19 protein-coding genes are annotated in these 21753 nt (G+C 73.9%); 10 read left to right on the top strand and 9 right to left on the bottom strand.

Annotation, left to right across the window (positions count from 1 at the left end; genetic code table 11):
• The 3 genes from CLV34_RS14215 to CLV34_RS14225 form a co-directional block, all read right to left on the bottom strand.
• Complete coding sequence (locus CLV34_RS14215; RefSeq protein WP_100350955.1) at positions 1-741, bottom strand: class I SAM-dependent methyltransferase; 741 nt, start codon at positions 739-741, stop codon at positions 1-3.
• A gap of 106 nt (positions 742-847) precedes the next feature.
• Entirely contained in the window at positions 848-1879 is a 1032-nt protein-coding gene (zapE, locus tag CLV34_RS14220; RefSeq protein ID WP_100350956.1) for a cell division protein ZapE, read from the bottom strand.
• An 80-nt stretch (positions 1880-1959) separates the two neighbouring features.
• Complete coding sequence (locus tag CLV34_RS14225) at positions 1960-2673, bottom strand: SDR family oxidoreductase (RefSeq protein ID WP_100350957.1); 714 nt, start codon at positions 2671-2673, stop codon at positions 1960-1962.
• Between the two features lie 37 nt (positions 2674-2710).
• Here CLV34_RS14225 and CLV34_RS14230 point away from each other — a divergent pair, with 37 nt between their 5' ends.
• Positions 2711-3205 carry a hypothetical protein gene (locus CLV34_RS14230; RefSeq protein WP_100350958.1) on the top strand — a complete coding sequence of 165 codons (495 nt, stop codon included), beginning with the start codon at positions 2711-2713 and terminating at the stop codon, positions 3203-3205.
• Positions 3206-3308: 103 nt separating this feature from the next.
• Positions 3309-4550 carry a carboxylate--amine ligase gene (locus CLV34_RS14235; RefSeq protein WP_157803865.1) on the top strand — a complete coding sequence of 414 codons (1242 nt, stop codon included), beginning with the start codon at positions 3309-3311 and terminating at the stop codon, positions 4548-4550.
• Here CLV34_RS14235 and CLV34_RS14240 read toward each other — a convergent pair.
• Together CLV34_RS14240 and gndA are read right to left on the bottom strand one after the other, a co-directional pair.
• Complete coding sequence (locus tag CLV34_RS14240; protein ID WP_211289464.1) at positions 4522-5760, bottom strand: DegT/DnrJ/EryC1/StrS family aminotransferase; 1239 nt, start codon at positions 5758-5760, stop codon at positions 4522-4524. The two genes, CLV34_RS14235 and CLV34_RS14240, sit on opposite strands and share 29 nt — an antisense overlap.
• Positions 5757-7193, bottom strand: a complete 1437-nt coding sequence (gndA, locus tag CLV34_RS14245; protein WP_100350960.1) for an NADP-dependent phosphogluconate dehydrogenase — start codon at positions 7191-7193, stop codon at positions 5757-5759. The genes CLV34_RS14240 and gndA overlap by 4 nt, the downstream gene beginning before the upstream one ends.
• A 129-nt stretch (positions 7194-7322) precedes the next feature.
• On the opposite strand from gndA, the gene CLV34_RS14250 reads away from it, so the two are divergent.
• The 7 genes from CLV34_RS14250 to CLV34_RS14280 all read left to right on the top strand — a co-directional run bounded on the left by CLV34_RS14250 (position 7323) and on the right by CLV34_RS14280 (position 15678).
• Positions 7323-7922, top strand: coding sequence for a DUF3000 domain-containing protein (locus CLV34_RS14250; RefSeq protein WP_100350961.1), 600 nt, complete (start codon positions 7323-7325; stop codon positions 7920-7922).
• Positions 7919-9202, top strand: coding sequence for an HRDC domain-containing protein (locus CLV34_RS14255; protein ID WP_100350962.1), 1284 nt, complete (start codon positions 7919-7921; stop codon positions 9200-9202). Before CLV34_RS14250 ends, CLV34_RS14255 begins: the two co-directional genes overlap by 4 nt.
• 30 nt (positions 9203-9232) lie before the next feature.
• Entirely contained in the window at positions 9233-10267 is a 1035-nt protein-coding gene (locus tag CLV34_RS14260; protein WP_100350963.1) for a lipid II:glycine glycyltransferase FemX, read from the top strand.
• Positions 10268-10500: 233 nt separating this feature from the next.
• Positions 10501-11727, top strand: a complete 1227-nt coding sequence (locus CLV34_RS14265; RefSeq protein ID WP_100350964.1) for a thiolase family protein — start codon at positions 10501-10503, stop codon at positions 11725-11727.
• 70 nt (positions 11728-11797) lie between these two features.
• The gene (locus CLV34_RS14270) at positions 11798-13942 is read left to right on the top strand and encodes a 3-hydroxyacyl-CoA dehydrogenase NAD-binding domain-containing protein (RefSeq protein WP_100350965.1); all 2145 of its coding nucleotides are present in this window, start codon (positions 11798-11800) and stop codon (positions 13940-13942) included.
• A gap of 155 nt (positions 13943-14097) precedes the next feature.
• Positions 14098-14562, top strand: coding sequence for a TIGR03668 family PPOX class F420-dependent oxidoreductase (locus tag CLV34_RS14275; RefSeq protein ID WP_100350966.1), 465 nt, complete (start codon positions 14098-14100; stop codon positions 14560-14562).
• Positions 14563-14604: 42 nt separating this feature from the next.
• A complete protein-coding gene (locus CLV34_RS14280; RefSeq protein ID WP_100350967.1) occupies positions 14605-15678 on the top strand; it encodes a glutamate--cysteine ligase in 1074 nt (357 codons plus the stop codon).
• A gap of 29 nt (positions 15679-15707) precedes the next feature.
• Here CLV34_RS14280 and CLV34_RS14285 read toward each other — a convergent pair whose 3' ends face one another.
• The 4 genes from CLV34_RS14285 to dxs form a co-directional block, all read right to left on the bottom strand.
• Positions 15708-16364 carry a GNAT family N-acetyltransferase gene (locus CLV34_RS14285; RefSeq protein ID WP_100350968.1) on the bottom strand — a complete coding sequence of 219 codons (657 nt, stop codon included), beginning with the start codon at positions 16362-16364 and terminating at the stop codon, positions 15708-15710.
• Positions 16365-16396: 32 nt separating this feature from the next.
• On the bottom strand, positions 16397-17071 hold the full coding sequence (locus CLV34_RS14290) for an HAD family hydrolase (protein ID WP_157803866.1): 675 nt from the start codon (positions 17069-17071) through the stop codon (positions 16397-16399).
• Between the two features lie 525 nt (positions 17072-17596).
• A complete protein-coding gene (locus tag CLV34_RS14295) occupies positions 17597-18181 on the bottom strand; it encodes a DUF1697 domain-containing protein (protein WP_342747237.1) in 585 nt (194 codons plus the stop codon).
• Between the two features lie 4 nt (positions 18182-18185).
• The gene (dxs, locus tag CLV34_RS14300; RefSeq protein ID WP_100350971.1) at positions 18186-20069 is read right to left on the bottom strand and encodes a 1-deoxy-D-xylulose-5-phosphate synthase; all 1884 of its coding nucleotides are present in this window, start codon (positions 20067-20069) and stop codon (positions 18186-18188) included.
• Positions 20070-20261: 192 nt separating this feature from the next.
• On the opposite strand from dxs, the gene CLV34_RS14305 reads away from it, so the two are divergent.
• Entirely contained in the window at positions 20262-21734 is a 1473-nt protein-coding gene (locus CLV34_RS14305; protein WP_100351035.1) for a GuaB1 family IMP dehydrogenase-related protein, read from the top strand.
• Positions 21735-21753: the final 19 nt, after the last annotated feature.

Consider the following 21753-nt stretch of genomic DNA (forward strand, 5'->3'; position numbering starts at 1 on the left):
TCAGGCGGGGCGGCGGGCGAGCGCGAGGATCCCCTCGCCGGTGCCCGGCCGCATCCGCTGCGCGAGCGCGAAGGGTGCGACCGCGGCCCGGATGACGGCGCCCGTGGCGACGTCCTTGGGCTGCAGGTAGCGGCCCGAGCCCATGCTGAGCTCCTCGGGCACGGCGTCGTCCGTCTCGTCGCTGCGGCGCGCGGCCACGCGGCCGCGCACCTTCGTCAGCGCGAACCCGAGGGGCCAGCCGTAGTGGACGAGCGTCTCGACGTGCTCGACCCCCGCCGCCGCGAACGTCTCGCGCAGCGTCTGCGCGGTGTACCGGCGGTAGTGGCCGGCGAAGACGTCCGACTCGTTGAACAGGTCGGGGTCGGCGGGCACCGACAGGAGCACGGCACCGCCGGGGCGCGCGAGGCCGACCCAGTCGGTCAGCGCGGACACGTCGTCCTCGATGTGCTCGAGCACCTCGAACGCGCAGACGAGGTCGTAGTCGTCGCGGGGGGTGTCGGAGTGGTAGCCGTGGATCACCGTGCCGGTGTCGCCCACCCGCGCGGTCGCGACCGCGTGGCTCGCGGCGTCCGGCTCGACGCCCGTGTAGTCGGCCATCCGGGCGAGCCGGGTGCCCGCCGCGCCCTGGCCGCACCCGATCTCCAGGATCGTTCCCGGCGCCTCGCGGCGCACCAGGCGACGCACCACGGACCAGCGCAGCGCGGCGCGCGGCGTGAGCGGGGGAAGGGTGGCGACCTGCATCGGACCTCCGGTGCGTTGCGGGACGGGACCGTCAGCGGGCCCGCGATCGACCTTGCCCCCGCAGCCTAGCCGCGCCCCGCCCCCACGCCCGCCGTCGCCCCGCACCTCAGACGGCGGCGGTCTCCACCAGGCGCCGCCCGTCGTCGGCGAGCGCGCCGAGCCGCGACAGCGCACGGAAGTACTTCTTGCGGTACCCGCCGCCCAGCATCTCGGGCGTGAACAGGCCGGACTCCCCCGACCCGCCCAGCAGGACCGGCACGTCCCGGTCGTACAGGCGGTCGACGAGCACGACGAGGCGCAGGGCGACGCTCTGCTCCGCCACCGGGTGGACCCCGGTCAGGGTCACCAGGCCCACCCCGTCGAGCAGCGCGCCGTAACGGCTGGGGTGCACGGTCGCGAGGTGGCGCAGCAGGTCGTCGAACGCGTCGAGGGTCGCGCCGGGCGTGACCTGCGCGGCACCCCTCACCACGTCGTCGGGCAGCGCGCCGGCGTCCGTGACCGTGGCCCGCGCCCGGTAGTCCGGACCGTCGACGCGCAGCACCTCGAACCGGGACGACAGCGCCTGGATCTCGCGCAGGAAGTCCTCCGCGGCGAAGCGGCCCTCGCCGAGGGACTCGGGCAGCGTGTTCGACGTCGCGGCGAGCGCGACCCCCGCGTCCGCGAGCTCGCGCAGCAGGCGCGACATCAGGACGGTGTCGCCGGGGTCGTCCAGCTCGAACTCGTCGATGCACACCAGGGTCTTCGTCGCGAGGGCGTCGACGGTCGCGCGGAAGCCGAGAGCGCCCACCAGGTTCGTGTACTCGACGAAGGTGCCGAAGACCGCGGCGTCCGTCCCGACGGCGTGCGCGAGGGACGCGAGCAGGTGCGTCTTGCCGACGCCGAAACCGCCGTCGAGGTACACCGCGGGCGGCGCCTGCTTCTTGCGCCGGAACAGGCCGCCGCCCGTGCGGGGCCGCGCGAGGGTCGCCGCGACCTCCTCCAACCGGGCGACCGCGGCCCCCTGGCTCGGGAACTCAGGGTTCGCCCGGTAGGTCGCGAACCGTGCGTCCGTGAAGTGCCGCGGCGGCACGAGGTCCGCGAGCAGTCGCGCCGGGGGCACGTGCGGGCTGACGTCGCACAGGGCAGCAGGGGTGGTCACGACCGTCCAGCGTACGCCCGGGGTGCGCCGCGACCGGGTCGGGCCGGGTCCGGGGGCCCGGAGTGTGACGCACGTCTCGGTCAGGGGCCGACGCGCACCCGCGCGGGCGACCCCGGGTCGTCCAGGACGCCCAGCACGGCCGCCGCGACGTCCTCACCGCGCACCTGCGCCACCGGGTCGACGTTACGGTCGTCGCCCGCGACCGCCGCCGTCACGGTCACCTCGTGGAACCGCGGGCCGCTCGGCCCACCCTCCGCCCGCAGGACGTCCAGCAGCATCCGCTGCCCCGCACCCGTGACGCTGACCGCCCCCGACCCCACCATCGGGACGTCCGCGGCGGCGCCGTTCGTCATCACGTACACGGGGTCGCGCGCCCCGGCCAGCAACGGCACGTACACCTGCGCGGCCCGCAGGTGCGCCGTGAGGTGGTCGGTGAGGGCGGCGTGCCACGCGTCACCCGACAGGTCGAGCAGGCGCGGTCCGAGGCGCCACCCGCCGAGGGACGCCACCACCGCCGACACGTGCGGCACCAGGTCGCCCACCCGGCGCGCCACCGCGTCGTACGCGTCCCCCGGCCCGCCGTCGGGCAGCGCCGGCACGACGTGCACCGTGCCCGGCGCGTCCGCGCACGTCGCCACGACATCACGGGCCGCGTCCGGGCGCCGCGTCGGGACGAGGACCGTCCACCCCGCGCGCGCCGCCGCCACCACGACGAACCGGCCCAGCACCCCCGCACCGCCGGCCGCGACCAGCACGCGCGCCTCACTGCCGGCGGTGACGTCCTCCGCGTTCATGCCGCGATCGTACGGGCGCTGCGGCTAGGGTCTACGTGTGACCGAGCAGCCCACCACCGTCCTCGTCCTCGCGGAAGACACCCTCAACCCCGCGGACGTCGCACACATCCTCGACCTGCACCCCGACGAGCAGCTCGCCTACGAGGTCCTCGTCCCCGCGGACTCCGAGCGCAACTTCGCCGTCGAGCTCATCGACCACCTCAGCGTGGGCGAGCTGCGCGAGGCGTGGCGCGACCTGCGCCGCGAGGCGCCCAGCGAGCAGGACGCCGAGCGCACCGCCCAGGACCGCGCCGCCGCCAGCGCCGCCGAGATCGCCGCCGCCGGACGGGCCGCCACGACCCTCGTGACCGACGACGACCCCCTGCCGGCGCTCGCGGACCGCGCCCGAGCCGGCGACGTGCGTGAGGTCGTCGTCGTGACGTACCCGCACGCGCTCGAGGACACGTTCCACCGCGACTGGGCGTCCCGGGCCCGTGACGAGCTCGAGCTGCCCGTCCTGCACCTGTACAGCGGGACGAGCGAGCTCGGCTGACCCTCCCGGCGCAGGGACGCTGACCAGCGCGTTCGCAACCCCGCCTAGGATGGCCGGGCCGCAGCTCGCGGCACGCCACCCTCCGGACGGGAGCCACCACCGCATGTCCTACGGGAACGACGACTTCGTCCCCATCGTGCTCGGTACGAACCTCAACGCGTACAACATGGCACGGTCGCTGCACGAGGCGTACGGCGTACGCACCCTCGCCCTGGGCAGGTTCGCGGTCCGCGAGACCGCCGACTCGCAGATCGTCGGGGTGCGCGCCTACCGGGACTTCCAGGACCCGGAGCGCATCGTCGCGACCCTGCTCGAGATCGCGGACGAGCTCGACCGGGAGCGGCCCGGCCGCACCCTGGTGCTGCTGCCCCTCATCGAGTTCTACACGAACGTCGTGCTGGAGCACCGCGCCGCCCTGGAGCAACGGTTCACGATCCCGCTCGTCGGCCAGGCGGCCGCCGACCGGCTCATGAACAAGACGGACTTCTACCGCACGTGCGCCGAGCTCGGGGTGCCGCACCCGGAGAGCGTGATCGTCAGCCCGGCCACGCCGCTCGACGAGACGTTCGGCACGCGCCTGCCCTTCGGGTTCCCCGTCATCTGCAAGCCGTCCAACACCGACACGTACCCGAGGGTGCGGTTCGAGGGCAAGCAGAAGGTGTACCTGGTGCCGGACGCGGCGGCGCTGCGCGAGCTGTGCGCGCGGATCTTCGCGGCCGGGTACGCCGACGACCTCGTCGTGCAGGAGTACCTCGCAGGCGACGAGTCGGTCATGCGGGTCGCGAACACGTACTCCGACCGCAACGGGCAGACGGTGTTCCAGTCGCTCGGACAGGTCGTCGTCACGGAGTACGACCCGAAGATGGTGGGCAACAACAACGCCATCGTGTCGATCCGGGACGACGAGCTCGCCGCCTCGATCCGCACGTTCCTCGACGGCGTCGGGTACACGGGCACCGCGAACTTCGACGTCATGCTCGACCGCCGCACGGGCCTGAGCAAGCTCCTCGAGATCAACCTGCGACCGGGCGCGACGAGCTACTACACGATGGCGGGCGGCGGGAACCTCGCCCGCGCCGTCATCGACGACGTGGTGTACCGGCGCTCGCAGCCGCTGACCGTGACGTCCCGCGAACGCCTGTGGCTCAACGTCCCGTACCCGGTGGTGCGGTGGTTCGCCCCCGAGCCGCTGCGCCCCCTGCTGCGCAGCGCCCGGCGGGCCGGCACCGTCCACACCCTGAAGTACGGGCCGGACATGTCGTGGCGGCGGCGCCTCGACGTGGCGCGCATCGACCTGCGCCACGTCCTCGACTACGTCAGGTACGCGAAGAACCGTCCGCGATGACGGACCGCACGACCGCGGCGATCCGGTGCGCCTGCTCCGGGTCGACCGTGGTCGGCAGGTTCACGACCCGGGAGATGAGGCCCTCCGTGGTCGCGAGGGCCGCGACGCCGGGTGTGTAGCCGTACACGGCGGGGTCGTCCACACCGGGGAACAGCGCAGGCCGGTACCACCGGCCCGCGTAGTGCCCCGCCCGCGCGAGGGCCGCGAGGACCCGCTCGGCGGTGTCGTGGTCGGCGGCGAAGAACGGGAACCGGACGAGCGGCCCGTGGGCCGACGACGGGATCTCGACGACGCCGCCCAGCTCGTGCAGGTACACGCGCACCGCGGCGGCGCGCCCGTGCTCGACGGCGTCGAGGCTCGGCAGCTGCGCCGCGATCTGCTGCGCCATCCACTCCGACGGCCGCATCGGCTCGTACCGCAGACCGCCCTGGGCCTCGACGGGTGCGATGGCGGGCTCGAACGCACCGAGCTGCGTCAGGGTGCTGCGCACCGGACCCGCCGCGGCGTGCGGCAGGCGGTTCAGCACCCGCACCTCGGTGCGGTACATCCGTGCGGCGAGGTCGATGCGGCGACCGACGGCCGGCAGCGCGGCGAGGTCGCCCGTGACGCGCCGGCGCAGACCGTCGCCGTCCGGGCCGCCCAGCTCCGGGTTCACCCAGACGGCGCCGCCGAACCGGGTGGGGAGCATCTTCTCGACGCCGAACGAGTGGATCGACACGTCCGCGAGCGGGCGCCCGTCCGCGCCGCGCGCCAGGCGCGTCACGCAGTGCGCGGCGTCCTCGACGAGGAGCGCGCCGACCCGGTCGGCCACCGCGCGCAGCCGCGCCGTGCGGGCGTCGTCGACGATCCCGAAGGTGTGCTGCGCGACGACAGCCCGCGTGGTCGGCGTCACGACGAGCCGCTCGGGGTCGAGCGCGACCGACGCGGGCGACACCTCGCCGTACACGGGGCGCAGCCCGCCGACGAGGATCGGGTCGACAGCCGTCGAGCACGTGAGCACCTGGGTGGCGACGTCACCCGCCCCGCGCACGGCGGCGAGGGCGCGGAACACGACCTCCATGCCGTACCGGGCCTTGAACACGAGGAACCAGTCCGCGGGGTCCGTGCCGGTGCGCTCCGCGAGGAGCGCCCGCACCCGGTCCTCGGCCGCGGACGGGACCGGCCCGCCAGGCACCTGGGTGCCGACGGGCCGGTCTGTGGGGGTCGTCACGCGTCGTGCTCCGTGCGGTCGCCCGACCACTCCGTGTGGAACGTGCCGTCCTTGTCGACCCGGCGGTAGGTGTGCGCGCCGAAGAAGTCGCGCTGCGCCTGGATGAGGGCAGCGGGCAGACGCTCGGCCCGCACCCCGTCGTAGTACGCCAGCGACGACGAGAACGCCGGCGTCGGCACCCCGTTGAGCGCGGCCTGCGACACGACGCGGCGCCACGCCTGCAGGCCCTTGCCGACGATGTCGGCGAAGTACGGGTCGGCGATCAGCAGCGGCAGGTCGGCGTCACGCTCGTACGCCTCGGTGATCCGGTTGAGGAACTTGGCCCGGATGATGCAGCCGCCACGCCAGATGCGCGCCATCGCACCGCGGTCGATGCCCCAGCCCGACTCCGCGGACGCCGCCGCGATCTGGTCGAAGCCCTGCGAGTACGCCACGACCTTCGACGCGTACAGCGCGAGGCGCACGTCCTCGACGAACGCGTCCCGGTCGGTGACGTCCCACGTGCCCGCGTCCGACGCGAGCGCGGCACGGCCGGCCTCGCGCTGCGGCACCGAGCCGGACAGCGCGCGGGCGAACGTCGCCTCCGCGATCCCCGTGATCGGCACACCCAGGTCGAGCGCGTTCTGCACCGTCCAGCGGCCGGTGCCCTTCTGCTCCGCCTGGTCCAGGACGACGTCCACGAACGCCTTGCCGGTCTCGGCGTCCACGTGCTGCAGCACGTCCGCCGTGATCTCGATGAGGAACGACTCCAGGTCGCCCGCGTTCCACTCCTCGAAGATCTTGCCGATCTCCGCAGCGTCGGCGTCCAGGCCGTGGCGCAGCAGGTCGTACGCCTCCGCGATGAGCTGCATGTCGGCGTACTCGATGCCGTTGTGGACCATCTTCACGAAGTGGCCGGCACCGTCCGGGCCCACCCAGGTGCAGCACGGCACCCCGTCGACCTTCGCGGAGATGTCCTCGAGGATCGGGCCGAGGGTCGCGTACGACTCCTTCGGGCCGCCCGGCATGATCGACGGGCCGTTGAGCGCGCCCTCCTCACCACCGGAGACGCCCATGCCGACGAAGTGCAGACCCAGGTCCGCGAGCTTGCGCTCCCGGCGGATCGTGTCGGGGAAGTGCGCGTTGCCGCCGTCGATGACGACGTCGCCCTCCTCCAGGTGCGGGATCAGCTCGTCGATCACGGCGTCCGTCGGACCACCGGCCTTGACCATGATCACGATCTTGCGGGGACGCGCGATCGACGCCACGAAGTCGGCGGTCGACTCGGACGGCACGAAATCGCCGTCCGTGCCGTGATCCGCGACCAGCGACTCGGTCTTCGCGTACGACCGGTTGTGGACCGCCACCGTGTAACCGTGACGGGCGAAGTTGCGGGCCAGGTTGCGCCCCATGACAGCGAGGCCGGTGACACCGATCTGCGCGCGTGCTGACATGCTCGTACTCCTCGGGGAGGGACTGTCGGGTACGCCGCTCAGCCTAGTCCAGGCGGCTCGCAGACGACGCGGCCCGCCCGAACTGCGGATGTCCGACGATTCGCGAGCACCCCGCCCTAGAGTGCCCGTGTGAACCCCGCCGGTGACGTCCGCGTACCCACGGAGTTCAGCGACGCCCTCGAGTCGCTGCGCTCCGCACGGATCAGCGAGGACGTCCGCCTGCGCGAGATCCCCGCTCCTGCCCGCCTCGCACCGTTCGCCCTGGCGCTCGCGGGCGAGCTCGCGGGGCCGGGGCCCCAGGCCGACGACGACGAGCCGGCCGCGACGGGCCGGTTCGTGGTGCTGTACGACCCGGCGGGCCAGGACGTGTGGGAGGGCCGGTTCCGGGTCGTCACGATGGTGCGTGCCGCGCTCGAGCCCGACCTCGCCCGCGACCCCCTGCTCCCCGAGGTCGCGTGGACGTGGCTGCGCGAGGGCCTCGAGCACTCCGGCGCCGGCTCGCGCGCGGCGGGCGGTACCGTGACACGCGTGATCTCCGAGAGCTTCGGTTCCCTCGTCGGCCGCCCCGAGGCCGACGAGATCGAGGTGCGTGCCTCCTGGACCCCCCTGACGAGCGACCTCGCCCCCCATCTGGACGCGTGGGCGCACCTCGTCGGTGCGGCAGCCGGACGCCCACCCCTGCCCGAGGGCGTGACGCCGTTGCGCGCCCGGCGCGGGGGCGGCCTGTGACGGTCCCCGGCACCGGACCGTCCGACCACCCGGCCGCGGCGTCGGGCCCGGACGGACAGGCCGACGCTCCCGCCGCTCCCGAGGTCGTCCCCCTGCTCGAACCGGCCGACGGCGTCCCCCGCGTGGTCGACACGCCCGCGGCCTACCGCGCCGCGGTCGAGCGCCTCGCCGCCGGCACCGGACCCGTGGCCGTCGACGCCGAACGCGCGTCCGGCTACCGGTACGGCCAGGCCACCTACCTCGTCCAGGTCCGCCGCGAGGACGTCGGCACGTTCCTCATCGACCCCGTGCCGTTCGGCGACCTGTCCGCCCTCGGTGACGCGATCGCCGACGCCGAGTGGGTCCTGCACGCCGCGAGCCAGGACCTGCCCGGGCTCGCCGACCTCGGCATGCACGCCACCCGCGTGTTCGACACCGAGCTCGCCGCCCGCCTGCTCGGGTACGAGCGAGTCGGTCTCGGCGCGGTCGTCGCCCGCGTCCTCGGGTACGGCCTCGCCAAGGAGCACTCCGCGGTCGACTGGTCAACCCGTCCCCTGCCCGACGCGTGGCTGCGGTACGCCGCGCTCGACGTCGAGCTCCTCGTCGCGCTGCGCGACCACATGGCCGCCGAGCTCGCCGCCACCGGCAAGACCGACTGGGCGGCCCAGGAGTTCGAGGCCGTGCGCCTCGCGCCCCCGCCCCCGCCGCGCGTCGACCCCTGGCGCCGCACCTCCGGGTCGCACACCCTGCGCGACCGCCGCCGCCTCGCCGTCGTCCGCGCCCTGTGGGAGGCCCGGGACGCCAACGCCCGCACCCGTGACCTGTCCCCCGGGCGCGTCCTGCCCGACCGTGCGGTCGTCGCCGCCGCGCAGGCGTTGCCCCGCACCGTCGCCGACCTCGTCCGGCTCCCCGAGTTCGCCTCCAAGGGCGCCCGCCGCCGCGCCGCCGCGTGGCAGCAGGCGATCACCACGGCGCTGCAGCTCCCCGACGTCGACCTCCCGCCGCTGCGCGGGCCCGGCACCGACGGCCCACCGCCCCCGCGCGCCTGGGCCGACCGCGACCCCGCCGCCGCCGCACGCCTCGACCTCGCCCGGCCCCTCGTGGCGGCGCTCGCGGAGGAGCACCACGTCCCCGTGGAGAACCTGCTGCAGCCCGACGCGCTGCGGCGCCTGTGCTGGACCCCGCCGGCGACCCTCGACGAGGCATCGGTGGCCGCGTTCCTGCGTGGCCGCGGTGCCCGCGCGTGGCAGGTCGACCTCGTGGCAGGCCCGGTGGCACGCGCCCTGTCGGACGCCCGATGAGGGCATGACGATCCGTTAGGGTTGCGGTCCATGGCCTCCCCCCTGCTCGTGACAGTGATCGACGACCGAGACCTGTGGGACGGCGAGGTGAACCGCCTCGGGGGCCACCCCTTGCAGCTGTGGGGATGGGGCGAGGTCAAGGCCCACGGCGCGTGGACGGCGCACCGCATCGAGGTCTCCCGCGGTGACACGACCGTCGGCCTCGCGCAGGTGCTCGTGCGGCCCCTGCCGTCCCGTTTCAAGTCGCTGTGCTACGTGCCGCGCGGTCCCGTCGTGGCCGGCGACGCGGACGGCACCGGCGACGACGCGCTCCGCGCCGAGGTGACGCAGGCCGTCGTCGACTGGTGCCGCACCACCATCGGCGGCGTCGGCATCACCCTCGAGCCCGACTGGCCGGCAGGCACCCCGCTCGCCCTCCCGGGCGCCCAGCCGGCCACCAACCCCGTCCTGTACGCCCAGACGCTCATCCTCGACCTGCGCCGCAGCGACGAGGAGCTCATGAAGGTCATGGCGAAGAAGACCCGGCAGTACATCCGCAAGTCCGAGCGCGAGGACCTCGAGTTCCGGGCCGTGCACTCAGACGCCGAGCTCGACGCCTGCCTCGCGATCTACCGCCAGACGGCCGAGCGCGCCGGGTTCGGGCTGCACCCCGACGACTACTACCGGCTGGTGCGCCGCGAGCTCGACGTCCACTCGCCCGTGTTCGCCGCGTTCGCCCGCACGCACGACGGCGGGCCGCACGACCGTCCCGTCGCGTTCGTCTGGTTCGCCGCGTCGACGCGCACCTCGTTCGAGCTCTACGGCGGGATGGACGACGAGGGCATGGCCCTGCGCGCCAACTACGGCCTCAAGTGGTTCGCGATCCGGTCCATGCGCGAGCAGGGCGTGGTGCGCTACGACGTCAACGGGCTCCTCAACGACGGTATCTCCACGTTCAAGCGTGGGTTCGCCGACCACGAGGACGAGCTCCTCGGCAGCGTCGACGTGCCCTTCTCCGCCCTGTACGGGGTCTGGAACAAGGCGCTGCCCCTCGCGAAGAAGGCGGTGCGCGCCGTCCACCGCTGACGCCGCCCGCCCGCCACAAGGAAGGGGCCCGGTCCGCCGCTGCACGCAGCCCGCGGACCGGGCCCTTCGTCGTCCTCCGTCATCGTGCTCCGCACACCGGCCCCGGCACCTGAGCTGTGACGCGCGTCACCCCGACCCGGGCTCGGGTGCGTAGACTTAACTGAAACCGGCGGTATCGTGTTTTTCGAGAGCCCGCCGGCTCCGGACACCGCAGTCCCGACCAGGAGAAGCCCATGACCACCGAGCCCACCCGTCCGGCCCCGCGCGACGTCGTCTTCGTCGACGGAGTCCGCACCCCGTTCGGCAAGGCCCGACCCGACGGCCTGTACGCGAACACCCGCGCCGACGACCTCGCCGTCAAGACCGTCCGCGAGCTGCTGCGCCGCCACCCCGAGCTCCCCCCCGAGCGCATCGACGAGGTCGCCATCGCCGCCACCACCCAGCAAGGAGACCAGGGCCTCACCCTCGGCCGCTCCGTCGCCGTCCTCGCCGGCCTCCCCAAGACCGTCCCCGGGTACGCCATCGACCGCATGTGCGCCGGCGCCCTCACCGCCGTCACCACCACCGCGTCCGGCATCCTCGCCGGCATGCAGGACGTGGCGCTCGCGGGCGGGGTCGAGCACATGGGCCACCACCCCATGGGCTTCGACGCCGACCCCAACCCGCGCTTCCTCACCGAGCGCCTCGTCGCCGACGACGCCCTGAACATGGGCGTCACCGCCGAGAACCTCCACGACCGCTACCCGCACCTCACCAAGGAGCGCGCCGACGCCTACGCCGTCGCGTCCCAGGCGAAGTACGCCCAGGCCGTCGCCGACGGGAACGTCACCCCCGACCTCGTCCCCGTCGCCGTCCGCTCCGAGCAGGGCTGGGGCCTCGCGACCGCCGACGAGCTCGCCCGCCCCGGCACGACCGTCGAGGGCATCAAGAACCTCAAGACGCCGTTCCGCCCCGGCGGCCGCGTCACCGCCGGAAACGCCTCCCCGCTGACCGACGGCGCCACCATGTCGCTGCTCGCCTCCGGCGACGTCGCCGACGAGCTCGGTCTGGACGCCAAGATGCGCCTCGTGTCGTTCGCGTTCGCCGGCGTCGACCCCGAGATCATGGGCTTCGGGCCCGTCCCCGCCACCGAGAAGGCGCTCGCGAAGGCCGACCTCACGATCGACGACATCGGCCTGTTCGAGATCAACGAGGCGTTCGCCGTCCAGGTGCTCGCCTTCCTCGACCACTTCAAGATCGCCGACGACGACCCCCGCGTGAACCCCTACGGCGGCGCCATCGCCATCGGGCACCCCCTCGCCTCGTCCGGCGTGCGCCTCATGACCCAGCTCGCCCGACAGTTCTCCCAGCACCCCGAGGTGCGCTACGGCATCACCACCATGTGCGTCGGGCTCGGCATGGGCGGCACCGTCATCTGGGAGAACCCGCACCACGCCGACTACTCGGGCCACACGCGCTGACCGGCGCCCACCGCACCCCCGCCCCACAGCTCCCCAGACCTTTCCCGCCACAGCACGGAGACGGACGACGATGACCGACACCCAGACCACCCCCGGCGCGACCCAGCGCCCCGAGCCCCGTGCCGAGCGGGTCACCCACGCGCTCGTGCGCGACGTCGAGCTCCCCCGCGGGCTCGGCACGCTCGCGCTCGTGACCCTCGACAACGGGTTCGACCACACCAAGCCCACCACGCTCGGCCCGGGCGGCATCGCCGAGCTCACCGCCGCGCTCACGCGGCTCAAGGAGCGGGCCGACGCCGGAGAGATCGCCGCCGTCGCCGTGACCGGCAAGCCCTACTTCCTCGCCGCCGGCGCCGACCTCACCCAGGTCGCCTCCGTCACGAGCCGCGACGACGCCCTCGCCCTGGGCCGCGGCGGGCACGCCGCGTACACGCTGCTGTCCGACATGGGCGTGCCCACGTTCGCGTACATCAACGGCGTCGCCCTCGGCGGCGGCCTCGAGGTCGCCCTCCACTGCACCTACCGCACGGTCGCGTCCGACGTCGCAGCCCTCGCGCTCCCCGAGACGGGCCTCGGCCTCGTCCCCGGGTGGGGCGGCGCCTACCTCGTGCCGCGCCTCGTCGGCGTCCAGAAGGCGCTCGACGTCATCCTCACCCGGCCCGCGCAGAACAAGCCGTTCAAGGCCGTCGAGGCCACCGAGATCGGGCTCGCCGACGCGCTCTTCGACGCCGCCGACTTCCTCGAGCAGTCCGTGGCATGGACCGCGGCGGTGCTCGCCGGCGAGATCCACGTCGAACGCCGCGCCCTCGACGACCAGGCCACCTGGGACGCCACCGTCGCCTTCGCCCGCCAGCGGCTCGACGCCACCGTCCACGGCTCCCGTCCGGCGCCCTACCGCGCCCTCGACCTCGTCGCCGCGGCCCGCACCGCCGACCGCGACGACGCGTTCGCCGCCGAGGACGAGGCGCTCGCCGACCTCATCATGAGCGACGAGATGCGCGCGTCGGTGTACGCGTTCCAGCTCGTCTCGCACGGCAAGAAGCCCGTCGGCGCGCCGGACGCGTCGCTCGCCCGTCCGGTCACGCGCGTCGGGATCGTCGGCGCCGGACTCATGGCCGCGCAGATCGGCCTCCTCGTCGCACAGCGCCTCAAGGTCCCGGTCGTCCTGCGCGACCTCGACGCCGAGCGCGTCGAGAAGGGCCTCGGGTTCGTCCGCGGGCAGCTCGACAAGCTCGTCTCGACGCGGCGCATGAGCAAGGACGACGCCGCGCGCATCACCGCCCAGGTGTCCGGGACGACCGACATCGGCGAGTTCGCGTCCTGCGACCTCGTCATCGAGGCCGTCACCGAGGTCCTCTCGCTCAAGAAGCGCGTCTTCGCCGAGCTCGAGGGCGTCGTCGGGCCCGAGACGATCCTCGCGACGAACACGTCCGCGCTGTCCGTCACGGAGATGGCCGCGGACCTCGAGCACCCCGAGCGCGTCGTCGGCATCCACTTCTTCAACCCGGTGGCCGCCATGCCGCTGGTCGAGGTCGTGCGTGCCGACAAGACGTCCGACGCGGCGCTCGCCACGGCGTTCGCGGTGACCAGGAAGCTGCGCAAGACCGCGGTGCTCGTCAAGGACCGCCCGGGCTTCGTCGTCAACCGCCTGCTCGTGCTCGTCATGGGCAAGATCATCGAGGCCGTCGAGAACGGCACCCCGGTCGAGGTCGCCGACCACGCGACCGACCCGCTCGGGTTCCCCATGCCGACGTTCGAGCTGTTCGACCTCGTGGGCCCGGCCGTCGGGCTCCACGTGCTCCAGTCGCTCCGCGAGGACCTCGGCGACCGTTTCCCCGCGTCCCCCGGCCTGGAGAAGATCGTGGCGGACGGCACGCGGGTCGTCCTCGACGCCCCCGCCAAGGGACTGCCGAAGCCGGTCGACCCCGCCATCCAGGCGGTGTTCGACGGCGACGGGACGGGGCAGGCGGGCGAGGCGCTCGACGCCGCCGGCGTGCTCGACGCGACCCTGACGGCCCTGACCCGCGAGATCGGGATCATGCTCGACGAGGGCGTCGTCGCGACCCCGCAGCAGATCGACCTCTGCATGATCCTCGGCGCCGGCTGGCCGTTCCACCTCGGCGGGATCACGCCGTACCTCGACCGCGCCGGGTACAGCGAACGGGTGCTCGGCCGGCGGCTCCTGCCCGCGGGTCTGGCGAACGTCTCCGCCTGATCCGTGACCGTCTGGATCGTCACCGGCTGACCCGTCACCGTCTGACCCGTCACGGCCCCCGCACCGCACCGACGCCCGCGCCGCAGCCCCCGCTGAGGCGCGGGCGTCGTGCACCCCGGGCGACAATGACGTCTGCGAACCGTCGAGGACCACTGGTGAGGATCGACGACGCGACGTGCCGACGTCTGCTCGCCGCAGCACGCCACGGCTACCTCGCGACCGCCGGGGACGACCAGCAGCCGCGCGTGGTCCCCGTGACGTTCGCCCTCGTCCCCGCGACCGACGAGATCGTCACCGCCGTCGACCACAAGCCCAAGACCACGAGCGCGCTCCGACGCCTCCGGGACGTCGCCGAGAACCCGCGGGCCGCGCTGCTCGTCGACCGTTACGACGACGACTGGTCGCAGCTCTGGTGGGTCCGCGCGACGGGGACGATCACCGTCGAGCGCCTCCCCTCCGACACCGCCGACGACACCACGGACACCGACGCCAGGTGGTCCGCCGCGATCGACGTCCTCGCCGGCAAGTACCCCCAGTACGTGCAGCACCGCCCGACCGACGCGGTCCTCCGGCTGCAGGTCGACCGGTGGACGGGCTGGTCCGCGACCCCGATCGGGTGACCCGGGCGCGCGTCGGCACGCCCTTCACCCCAGACTTTCGGGATGCGGACCGTGGGCGTCGAGGAGGAGTACCTGCTGGTCGACCACGACGGTCGGCCGGCCAAGGCCGCACGCGACACCGTGGCCGCGGCGCACGACGCTCCGGGAGACGGTGAGCTCGAGCCCGAGCTCAAGCAGCAGCAGGTCGAGACCGCGACGGCGCCGCACGACGCCCTCGCCGAGATCGAGCAGGACCTTCGCGCCGGACGCGCCCTCGCCGCCACCGCGGCCCGTGCGGCCGGAGCGCGGGCCCTCCCGCTCGGCACCTCGCCGGTCGCCGGCCCCACCCACGTCTCCCCCGGACGGCGCTACCGCGCCATGACGGACCTCTTCGCACGCACCGCCCAGGAGCAGCTCACCTGTGGATGCCACGTCCACGTCCACGTCGCCGGCGACGAAGAAGGCGTCGCCGTCATCGATCGCGTCCGCGCCTGGCTGCCGCTGCTCCTCGCACTGACCGCCAACTCGCCGTTCTGGGGTGGCGCAGACACCCACTACGCGAGCTACCGCTCGCAGGTCTGGAAGCGCTGGCCGACCGCCGGTCCGACCCCGCTCTTCGGCTCCGCATCGGCCTACCACGGCACCGTCGACGACCTGCTGTCCTCGGGCGTCGCGCTCGACCGCGGCATGATCTACTTCGACGCCCGGCTCGCCGTCGCGTACCCGACCGTCGAGATCCGCGTCGCCGACGTCCCGCTCGACGTGCGCGACACGGTGCTGCTGGCCGCGCTCGCCCGCGGGCTCGTCGAGACCGCGGCGCGCGCCTGGTCCGCCGGCGACCCCGCCGACGACGTGCGCGTCGAGCTCCTGCGTGCCGCCACGTGGCGCGCCGCGCGGTCCGGGCTGCGCGACGAGCTCCTCGACCCCCGCACCCACCGCCCCGTCCCGGCCGCCGAGGCCCTGCGCACCCTCGTCCGGCACGTGCACGAGGCGCTGGCGGACCACGGTGATCTCGACCTCGTCCGCGCGGGGGTGGATCGGGTGCTTGCCGACGGCACCGGCGCGGACGCTCAACGGCGCTGGCGCGGCGACGGCACGAGCGCGCTGCTCCGGCGGGCCGCCGCTGCGATGGGCTGACCTGCTTCAGGCGTCCGCCGCCACCAGCCTCAGAGCCCGAGGAACGACCGGACCGGCTCGACACCGTGCATCACGACATCGGGGCGTCCGGGCTGGGCGAGCCATGCCTCCCGCGTGAGGCGGTAGCGGTTGACGACCACCGGTGAGCCGTCGCGCGCCACGAGCTCGGTCCCCTCGGGCGTGTAGCCGAGGCGCCGGGTCACGCCGTTCGACGGCGCGTTGTCGACGAACGCAGTCGTCGTCGCCTCGGTGAGGCCGAATCCTTCGAACAGCAGGTGGAGCATCACGCGTCGCATCCGCGTACCGAGGCCCTGACCCTGGTGTCGCCGCCCGAGCCACGAGCCGGTCTCGACCGTCCGCACCACGGGGACGTCCCGACCCGAGAAGCCTTGGACACCGACCGGCGCACCGCGGTGGAAGACCGCGAGCTCGAGCCGGAGCGGCCCCTCGCCGGACGCGAGCGCGCCGCGTGTCTGCCACTGGAACGCGAGGACGCGACGGGCCACCTCGCTCGGTGTACCGCGCGACCACGGGACCAGGAACGGCATGGCGTCGGGCGCGTGCACCCCGTCCGCGGCCAGGTGTGCGAGCTCGTCCAGCGTCGAGTCGTCGAGGTAGCGCAGCTCGAGGTCGCCGCTCACGACGCGCAGCGCGGGGAACGGCCAGAGGACGGGGTCCGGTGCCATGCCCGTACCCTCGCCGGCCGCCTGTGCCTCGGTCAACGAGATGCGGTGGCGGTCGCCGCCACCAGGGCGCGTACAGCGGCGACGGCCTCGACCGGCCCTTCGGCCACCACGTCGGGCTCGGCCTCGCCGGTCCACCGACGTCCGTGCGCAAGCCACACGGTCCGCAGGCCGGCGCGCCGTCCGCCCTCGACGTCCGGTCCCTCGGCGTCGCCAACCATCCAGACGTCGCCACGCTCCTCCGGTGCGACGCCGAGCGCCTCGAGCGCCAGGTCGAAGATCCTGGGGTCCGGCTTCTCGACACGCGCCTCGCCCGAGACCACCACCACGTCCACCCGGTCCGCCAGACCTGTGAGCGCGAGCTTCCCGCGCTGCTGGTGCGACGTGCCGTTCGTCACCACGCCGACGCGGTCGCCGGCGGCCCGCAGCGCGTCGAGCTGCTCGAGCACCCCGTCGTAGGGCGCGATGCGGTCACGGATGCCGGCGCGCATCGTCGCGACGAGCGCGTCCACGTCGTCGTCCACGCCGAACCGGTCCTGGACCGCGTGCGCCACGTGGTCCTTGGGGGCGTGACCGCCGCCGTCCGCGGTCAGCAGCGCCGCCAGGTCGTCGGGTGTGCCGCCGTGGGACGCCACCAGGTCGCTCGCCCAGCCGTGGAACGCCGCGGCGCGGTCGACGAGCGTGTTGTCGAGGTCGAAGAGCCAGATCACAGGACCACCGTACGGCCCCTTCCCTCCGGGCTTGTTTTCTTTGATCCCGCGGTCCGCTGGGTGGTGCAGGCGGCTTGGCACACTATTTTCTACCCTGTCTCTCGAGTCGCACGTTTCGCACGCCATGCGTGGCGAGTGAGGGAGAGAACGTGCGGCTCGGCGGGGCTCCTGGGCGCGCTCGTCCGTGATGCGCCGGACAGCGACGTCGCCGCACCGTTCTGCTCCTACACCGCGGCGAGGAGCGCCGCGTCACCCCGTCCGGGCTGGAGCTGACCGACCGGACGTCGACGTGGTCGCACCACGCTCCCCCGCCGAACCCCTCCCACGCGCGCACGCGCGGGGTCGACGTGGTCGGTGCGGCGGGGGTGTGGCGGTGCACAGTGGCGGGGTCGTCCTGGCCGCTCTTCCCACGTGGTCCCCGACCGCGGCCGTGCTGGTTCCGCGTGCTTGGCACAGTATTTCTCGATGCGCCCTGTCGGCGGTCTCGATGGAGCGGCGCGTGCGCTCGGTCCGGCGGCGCCGGCGCTAGGCCAGCAGCTTGCGGAGGGTCTGCAGGTTGCGGGTGGTCGTCGTCGCGCGGTACCGCGCCTTCGACGACAGCTTCGAGAACGGGGCGTCGAGCGTCCCGCCCTTCTCGACCTGCCAGCGCACGACGCCCTCCCCCACCGACAGCGGGGCGGTCGCGTCGTCCAGGCCGAGATCGGCCACGGCGTCCGACAGCTCGGCCAGCACCGCGTCCTCGGACACGAACGTCACGTAGTCGTGCCAGCCGTCCCGCCCCGCGAACGGGAAGTCGTCGACCACCGTCGCGAGCTCGTCACGGGTCACCAGCACGATCCACGCGTCATACCCGAACGTGGTCCGCAGCCCTTCCTCCACGAGCGCCTTGAGCTCGCGCCGGCGCGCCGCGCCGTGGCCGCCGGGCGCCGAGAACAGGACGTTGCCCGTGGCGAGGACCGTCCGGACGTCGTCCAGGCCGAGGCCCTCCACGCACGCGCGCAGGTCCGCCGATCGGACCGTCACGCCCCCTACGTTGACGCCGCGCAGCAGCGCGACCCAGCGCACCCCACGCGGTGCGGCAGCGGACGCCGCTCCCCCGCGCGCGGCCACCGGCTCAGCTCTCCCGGGTCAAGGCCGCGAGCGCCGTCCCGGCCACGTCCGCCGGCGTGAGCCTCTGCGCCGCGACGATGTCGGGGCGCTCCGCGTGGTCGAGGAACTCGGTGCCCAGGCCGAGGGGCAGGACCGGAGTCGGGTGCCCCTGCGCGACCACGTGCTCCCCGAGCAGGGCGCCGAAGCCGCCCGACGCGATCCCGTCCTCGACCGTCACGACGAGGTCGTGCTCGCCGGCGAGCTTCACGAGGGCGCTCGGGAGGGGCAGGATCCACGTCGGCGAGACGACCGTCGTGCGCACCCCGTGCTCGCCGAGCGTCGCGGCGGCATCGACCGCCGTCTGCGTCATCGGTCCGACGCCCACGAGCAGCACGCGCCGCGTGGCGTCCTCCGGGCCGGTCACCGCGACCACGTCGAGGTCGTCGACCGTCTCGAGGACGGCTACGTCCAGGCCGAGCGAGCCCTTGGGGTAGCGGACCACCGTGGGCGCGTCGTCGACGTCGACGGCGGCGCGCAGGGCCGCCCGCAGGGTCGACTCGTCGCGCGGCGCGGCGAGGCGCAGCCGCGGCACGATGCGGAGCATCGCGACGTCCCACATGCCGTTGTGGCTCGCGCCGTCCGCGCCGGTGACCCCCGCGCGGTCGAGGACGAAGGTCACGCCCGCGCGGTGCAGGGCGACGTCCATGAGCACCTGGTCGAACGCGCGGTTGAGGAACGTGGCGTACACCGCGAACACCGGGTGCAGGCCGGCGAACGCCATGCCGGCGGCGGACGTCACCGCGTGCTGCTCCGCGATGCCGACGTCGAACGTGCGGTCCGGGAACTCCTGCGAGAACGGGAGCAGCCCGACGGGCTGCAGCATCGCGGCGGTCACGGCGACCACGTCGGGGCGGCGGCGGCCGATCTGCACCATCTCGTCGGCGAACACCTTGGTCCAGCCGAAGCGGGACGGCGCGATCGGCAGGCCCGTCTCGGGGTGGATGGGGCCGATGCCGTGGAACCGGTCGGCGACGTCCTCCTCGGCGGGGCGGTAGCCGCGGCCCTTCTCGGTGATGACGTGCACGATCACGGGGGCGCCGTACGACTTCGCGACGCGCAGCGCCCGTTCGACGGCCTGCTCGTCGTGCCCGTCGACCGGACCCATGTACTTCATGCCCAGGTCCTCGAACATGCCCTGGGGGGCGACGACGTCCTTGAGGCCCTTCTTGAGCCCGTGCAGCCACTCGTACGCGAACCGCCCGGGCGGCCCGGACCGGTTGAGGGTGCGCTTGCCCCAGTCGAGGAACTGCTCGTAGCCCTGCGTCGTGCGCAGCGTGTCGAGGTGGTGGGCCACCCCGCCGATGGTCGGCGAGTAGGACCGTCCGTTGTCGTTCACGACGATCACGAGGCGACGGTCGCGCGCCGCGGAGATGTTGTTCAGCGCCTCCCAGGCCATGCCGCCCGTCAGCGCGCCGTCGCCGATGACGGCGACGACGTTCCGGTCGCTGTGGCCGCGGACCACGTTCGCCTTCGCGATCCCGTCAGCCCAGCTCAGCGCCGTGGACGCGTGGGAGTTCTCGACGACGTCGTGCTCGCTCTCCGCCCGGCTGGGGTAGCCCGACAGGCCGCCTTCCTGCCGCAGCGTCGAGAAGTCGCGGCGGCCCGTGAGCAGCTTGTGCACGTACGACTGGTGCCCGGTGTCGAAGACGAGCGTGTCGCGCGGCGAGTCGAACACGCGGTGCATCGCGATCGTCAGCTCCACCACGCCCAGGTTCGGGCCCAGGTGACCGCCCGTGCGCGACACCGCCTGCACGAGGAACTCGCGGATCTCGCCCGCGAGCGCCGTGAGCTGTTCGGGGGTGAGTGCGTCGAGGTCCCGCGGCTCGTCGATCCGGTCCAGCAGCCCCATCGGCGCGCAGCTCCTCTCGTCGCGCGGTCCCTGACGGTCCTCCCGGGAGTCGCCCCGGGCGGGGACACGCGCATCGCACGAGTCTACGTGCCGGGTCCCGTGCCCCCGCTGTGCGGCGCGTCGGCCTGCACGGAGACGCAGGTCACGGCCCGGCGCCCCCGCCCGGGTGTGCCGGCCGGTAAAATCGGGTTCATGCGCTTCCTGCCCGGGCAGACCCCGACGACCGACCTCACCTACGGCGACGTGTTCCTCGTGCCCGCGCGCTCGGAGGTCACGTCCCGCTTCGACGTCGACCTGTCGAGCGGCGACGGGACGGGCACGACGATCCCGATCGTCGTCGCCAACATGACGGCGGTCGCCGGCCGCCGGATGGCGGAGACGGTCGCGCGGCGCGGCGGCATCGTCGTCATCCCTCAGGACATCCCCGTGGATGTCGTCGCGGACGTCGTCGCGGACGTGAAGTCCAAGGACCCGGTCGTCGAGACCGCCGTGGTGGTGGCACCCGGCGACACCGTGCAGACCGCGCTGTCGCTGCTCGGCAAGCGGAGCCACGGTGCGGCGGTCGTCGTGGCGGACGGGCGCCCCGTCGGCGTCGTGACGACGGCGGACTGCCACGGCGTCGACCTGTTCACGCAGGTGCACGACGTCATGACGCCCGACCCGACGACGCTCGACGCCGACGTCCTCGGCCCGGTGGGGGCGAACGGGTACGCGGACTCCGGCGCGCTCGAGAAGGCGTTCACGCAGCTGCACGAGCGGCGCCACCAGCTCGCCCCGGTCGTGCGCGACGGTCTGCTCGTCGGCGTGCTGACGCAGCGCGGTGCCCTGCGCTCGTCCGTGTACGCCCCCGCGCTCGACGCGAACGGTAGCCTGCGCGTCGCCGCGGCCGTCGGCATCAACGGCGACGTCGCCGGCAAGGCGCAGGCCCTGCTCGACGCGGGCGTCGACACGCTCGTCGTCGACACCGCGCACGGTCACCAGGTCAAGATGCTGCAGGCCCTCGAGGCGGTGCGGTCCCTGGACCCGCAGGTGCCCGTCGTGGCCGGGAACGTCGTGACGGCGGACGGGGTGCGCGACCTCGTCGCCGCCGGCGCCGACATCGTGAAGGTCGGCGTCGGGCCTGGCGCCATGTGCACGACCCGCATGATGACGGCCGTCGGGCGTCCGCAGTTCTCCGCGGTGCTCGAGTGCGCCGCCGCGGCGCGCGAGCTCGGCAAGCACGTGTGGGCCGACGGCGGGGTGCGGCACCCGCGCGACGTCGCGCTCGCCCTCGCGGCCGGCGCGTCGCAGGTCATGGTGGGCTCCTGGTTCGCCGGCACGCACGAGTCTCCCGGTGACCTGCACGACGACGGCACCGGCCGGCTGTACAAGGACTCGTTCGGCATGGCGTCCGCGCGTGCCGTCGCGGCGCGCACGGTCGGCGGCGCACCGTTCGACCGGGCCCGCAAGGGTCTCTACGAGGAGGGCATCTCGACCGGCCGCATGTACCTCGACCCGGCACGGCCCGGCGTCGAGGACCTGCTCGACTCGATCACCGCAGGGGTGCGCAGCTCGTTCACGTACGCCGGTGCGACGTCCCTGGAGGAGTTCTCCGAGCGTGCGGTCGTCGGGATCCAGTCGGCCGCGGGCTACGCCGAGGGTGCGCCCGTCCCCGTGAGCTGGTGAGCGTTTGACCGAGGGGGCG

This window comes from Luteimicrobium subarcticum (assembly GCF_002798015.1).
Taxonomy (GTDB): Bacteria; Actinomycetota; Actinomycetes; order Actinomycetales; family Cellulomonadaceae; genus Luteimicrobium; species Luteimicrobium subarcticum.

Coding starts and splice junctions, on each gene's coding strand:
- CLV34_RS14215 (WP_100350955.1), bottom strand. CDS start 741: ATGCAGGTCGCCACCCTTCCCCCGCTCACGCCGCGCGCCGCGCTGCGC.
- CLV34_RS14225 (WP_100350957.1), bottom strand. CDS start 2,673: ATGAACGCGGAGGACGTCACCGCCGGCAGTGAGGCGCGCGTGCTGGTC.
- CLV34_RS14235 (WP_157803865.1), top strand. CDS start 3,309: ATGTCCTACGGGAACGACGACTTCGTCCCCATCGTGCTCGGTACGAAC.
- gndA (WP_100350960.1), bottom strand. CDS start 7,193: ATGTCAGCACGCGCGCAGATCGGTGTCACCGGCCTCGCTGTCATGGGG.
- CLV34_RS14260 (WP_100350963.1), top strand. CDS start 9,233: ATGGCCTCCCCCCTGCTCGTGACAGTGATCGACGACCGAGACCTGTGG.
- CLV34_RS14265 (WP_100350964.1), top strand. CDS start 10,501: ATGACCACCGAGCCCACCCGTCCGGCCCCGCGCGACGTCGTCTTCGTC.
- CLV34_RS14270 (WP_100350965.1), top strand. CDS start 11,798: ATGACCGACACCCAGACCACCCCCGGCGCGACCCAGCGCCCCGAGCCC.
- CLV34_RS14280 (WP_100350967.1), top strand. CDS start 14,605: ATGCGGACCGTGGGCGTCGAGGAGGAGTACCTGCTGGTCGACCACGAC.
- CLV34_RS14285 (WP_100350968.1), bottom strand. CDS start 16,364: ATGGCACCGGACCCCGTCCTCTGGCCGTTCCCCGCGCTGCGCGTCGTG.
- dxs (WP_100350971.1), bottom strand. CDS start 20,069: ATGGGGCTGCTGGACCGGATCGACGAGCCGCGGGACCTCGACGCACTC.
- CLV34_RS14305 (WP_100351035.1), top strand. CDS start 20,262: ATGCGCTTCCTGCCCGGGCAGACCCCGACGACCGACCTCACCTACGGC.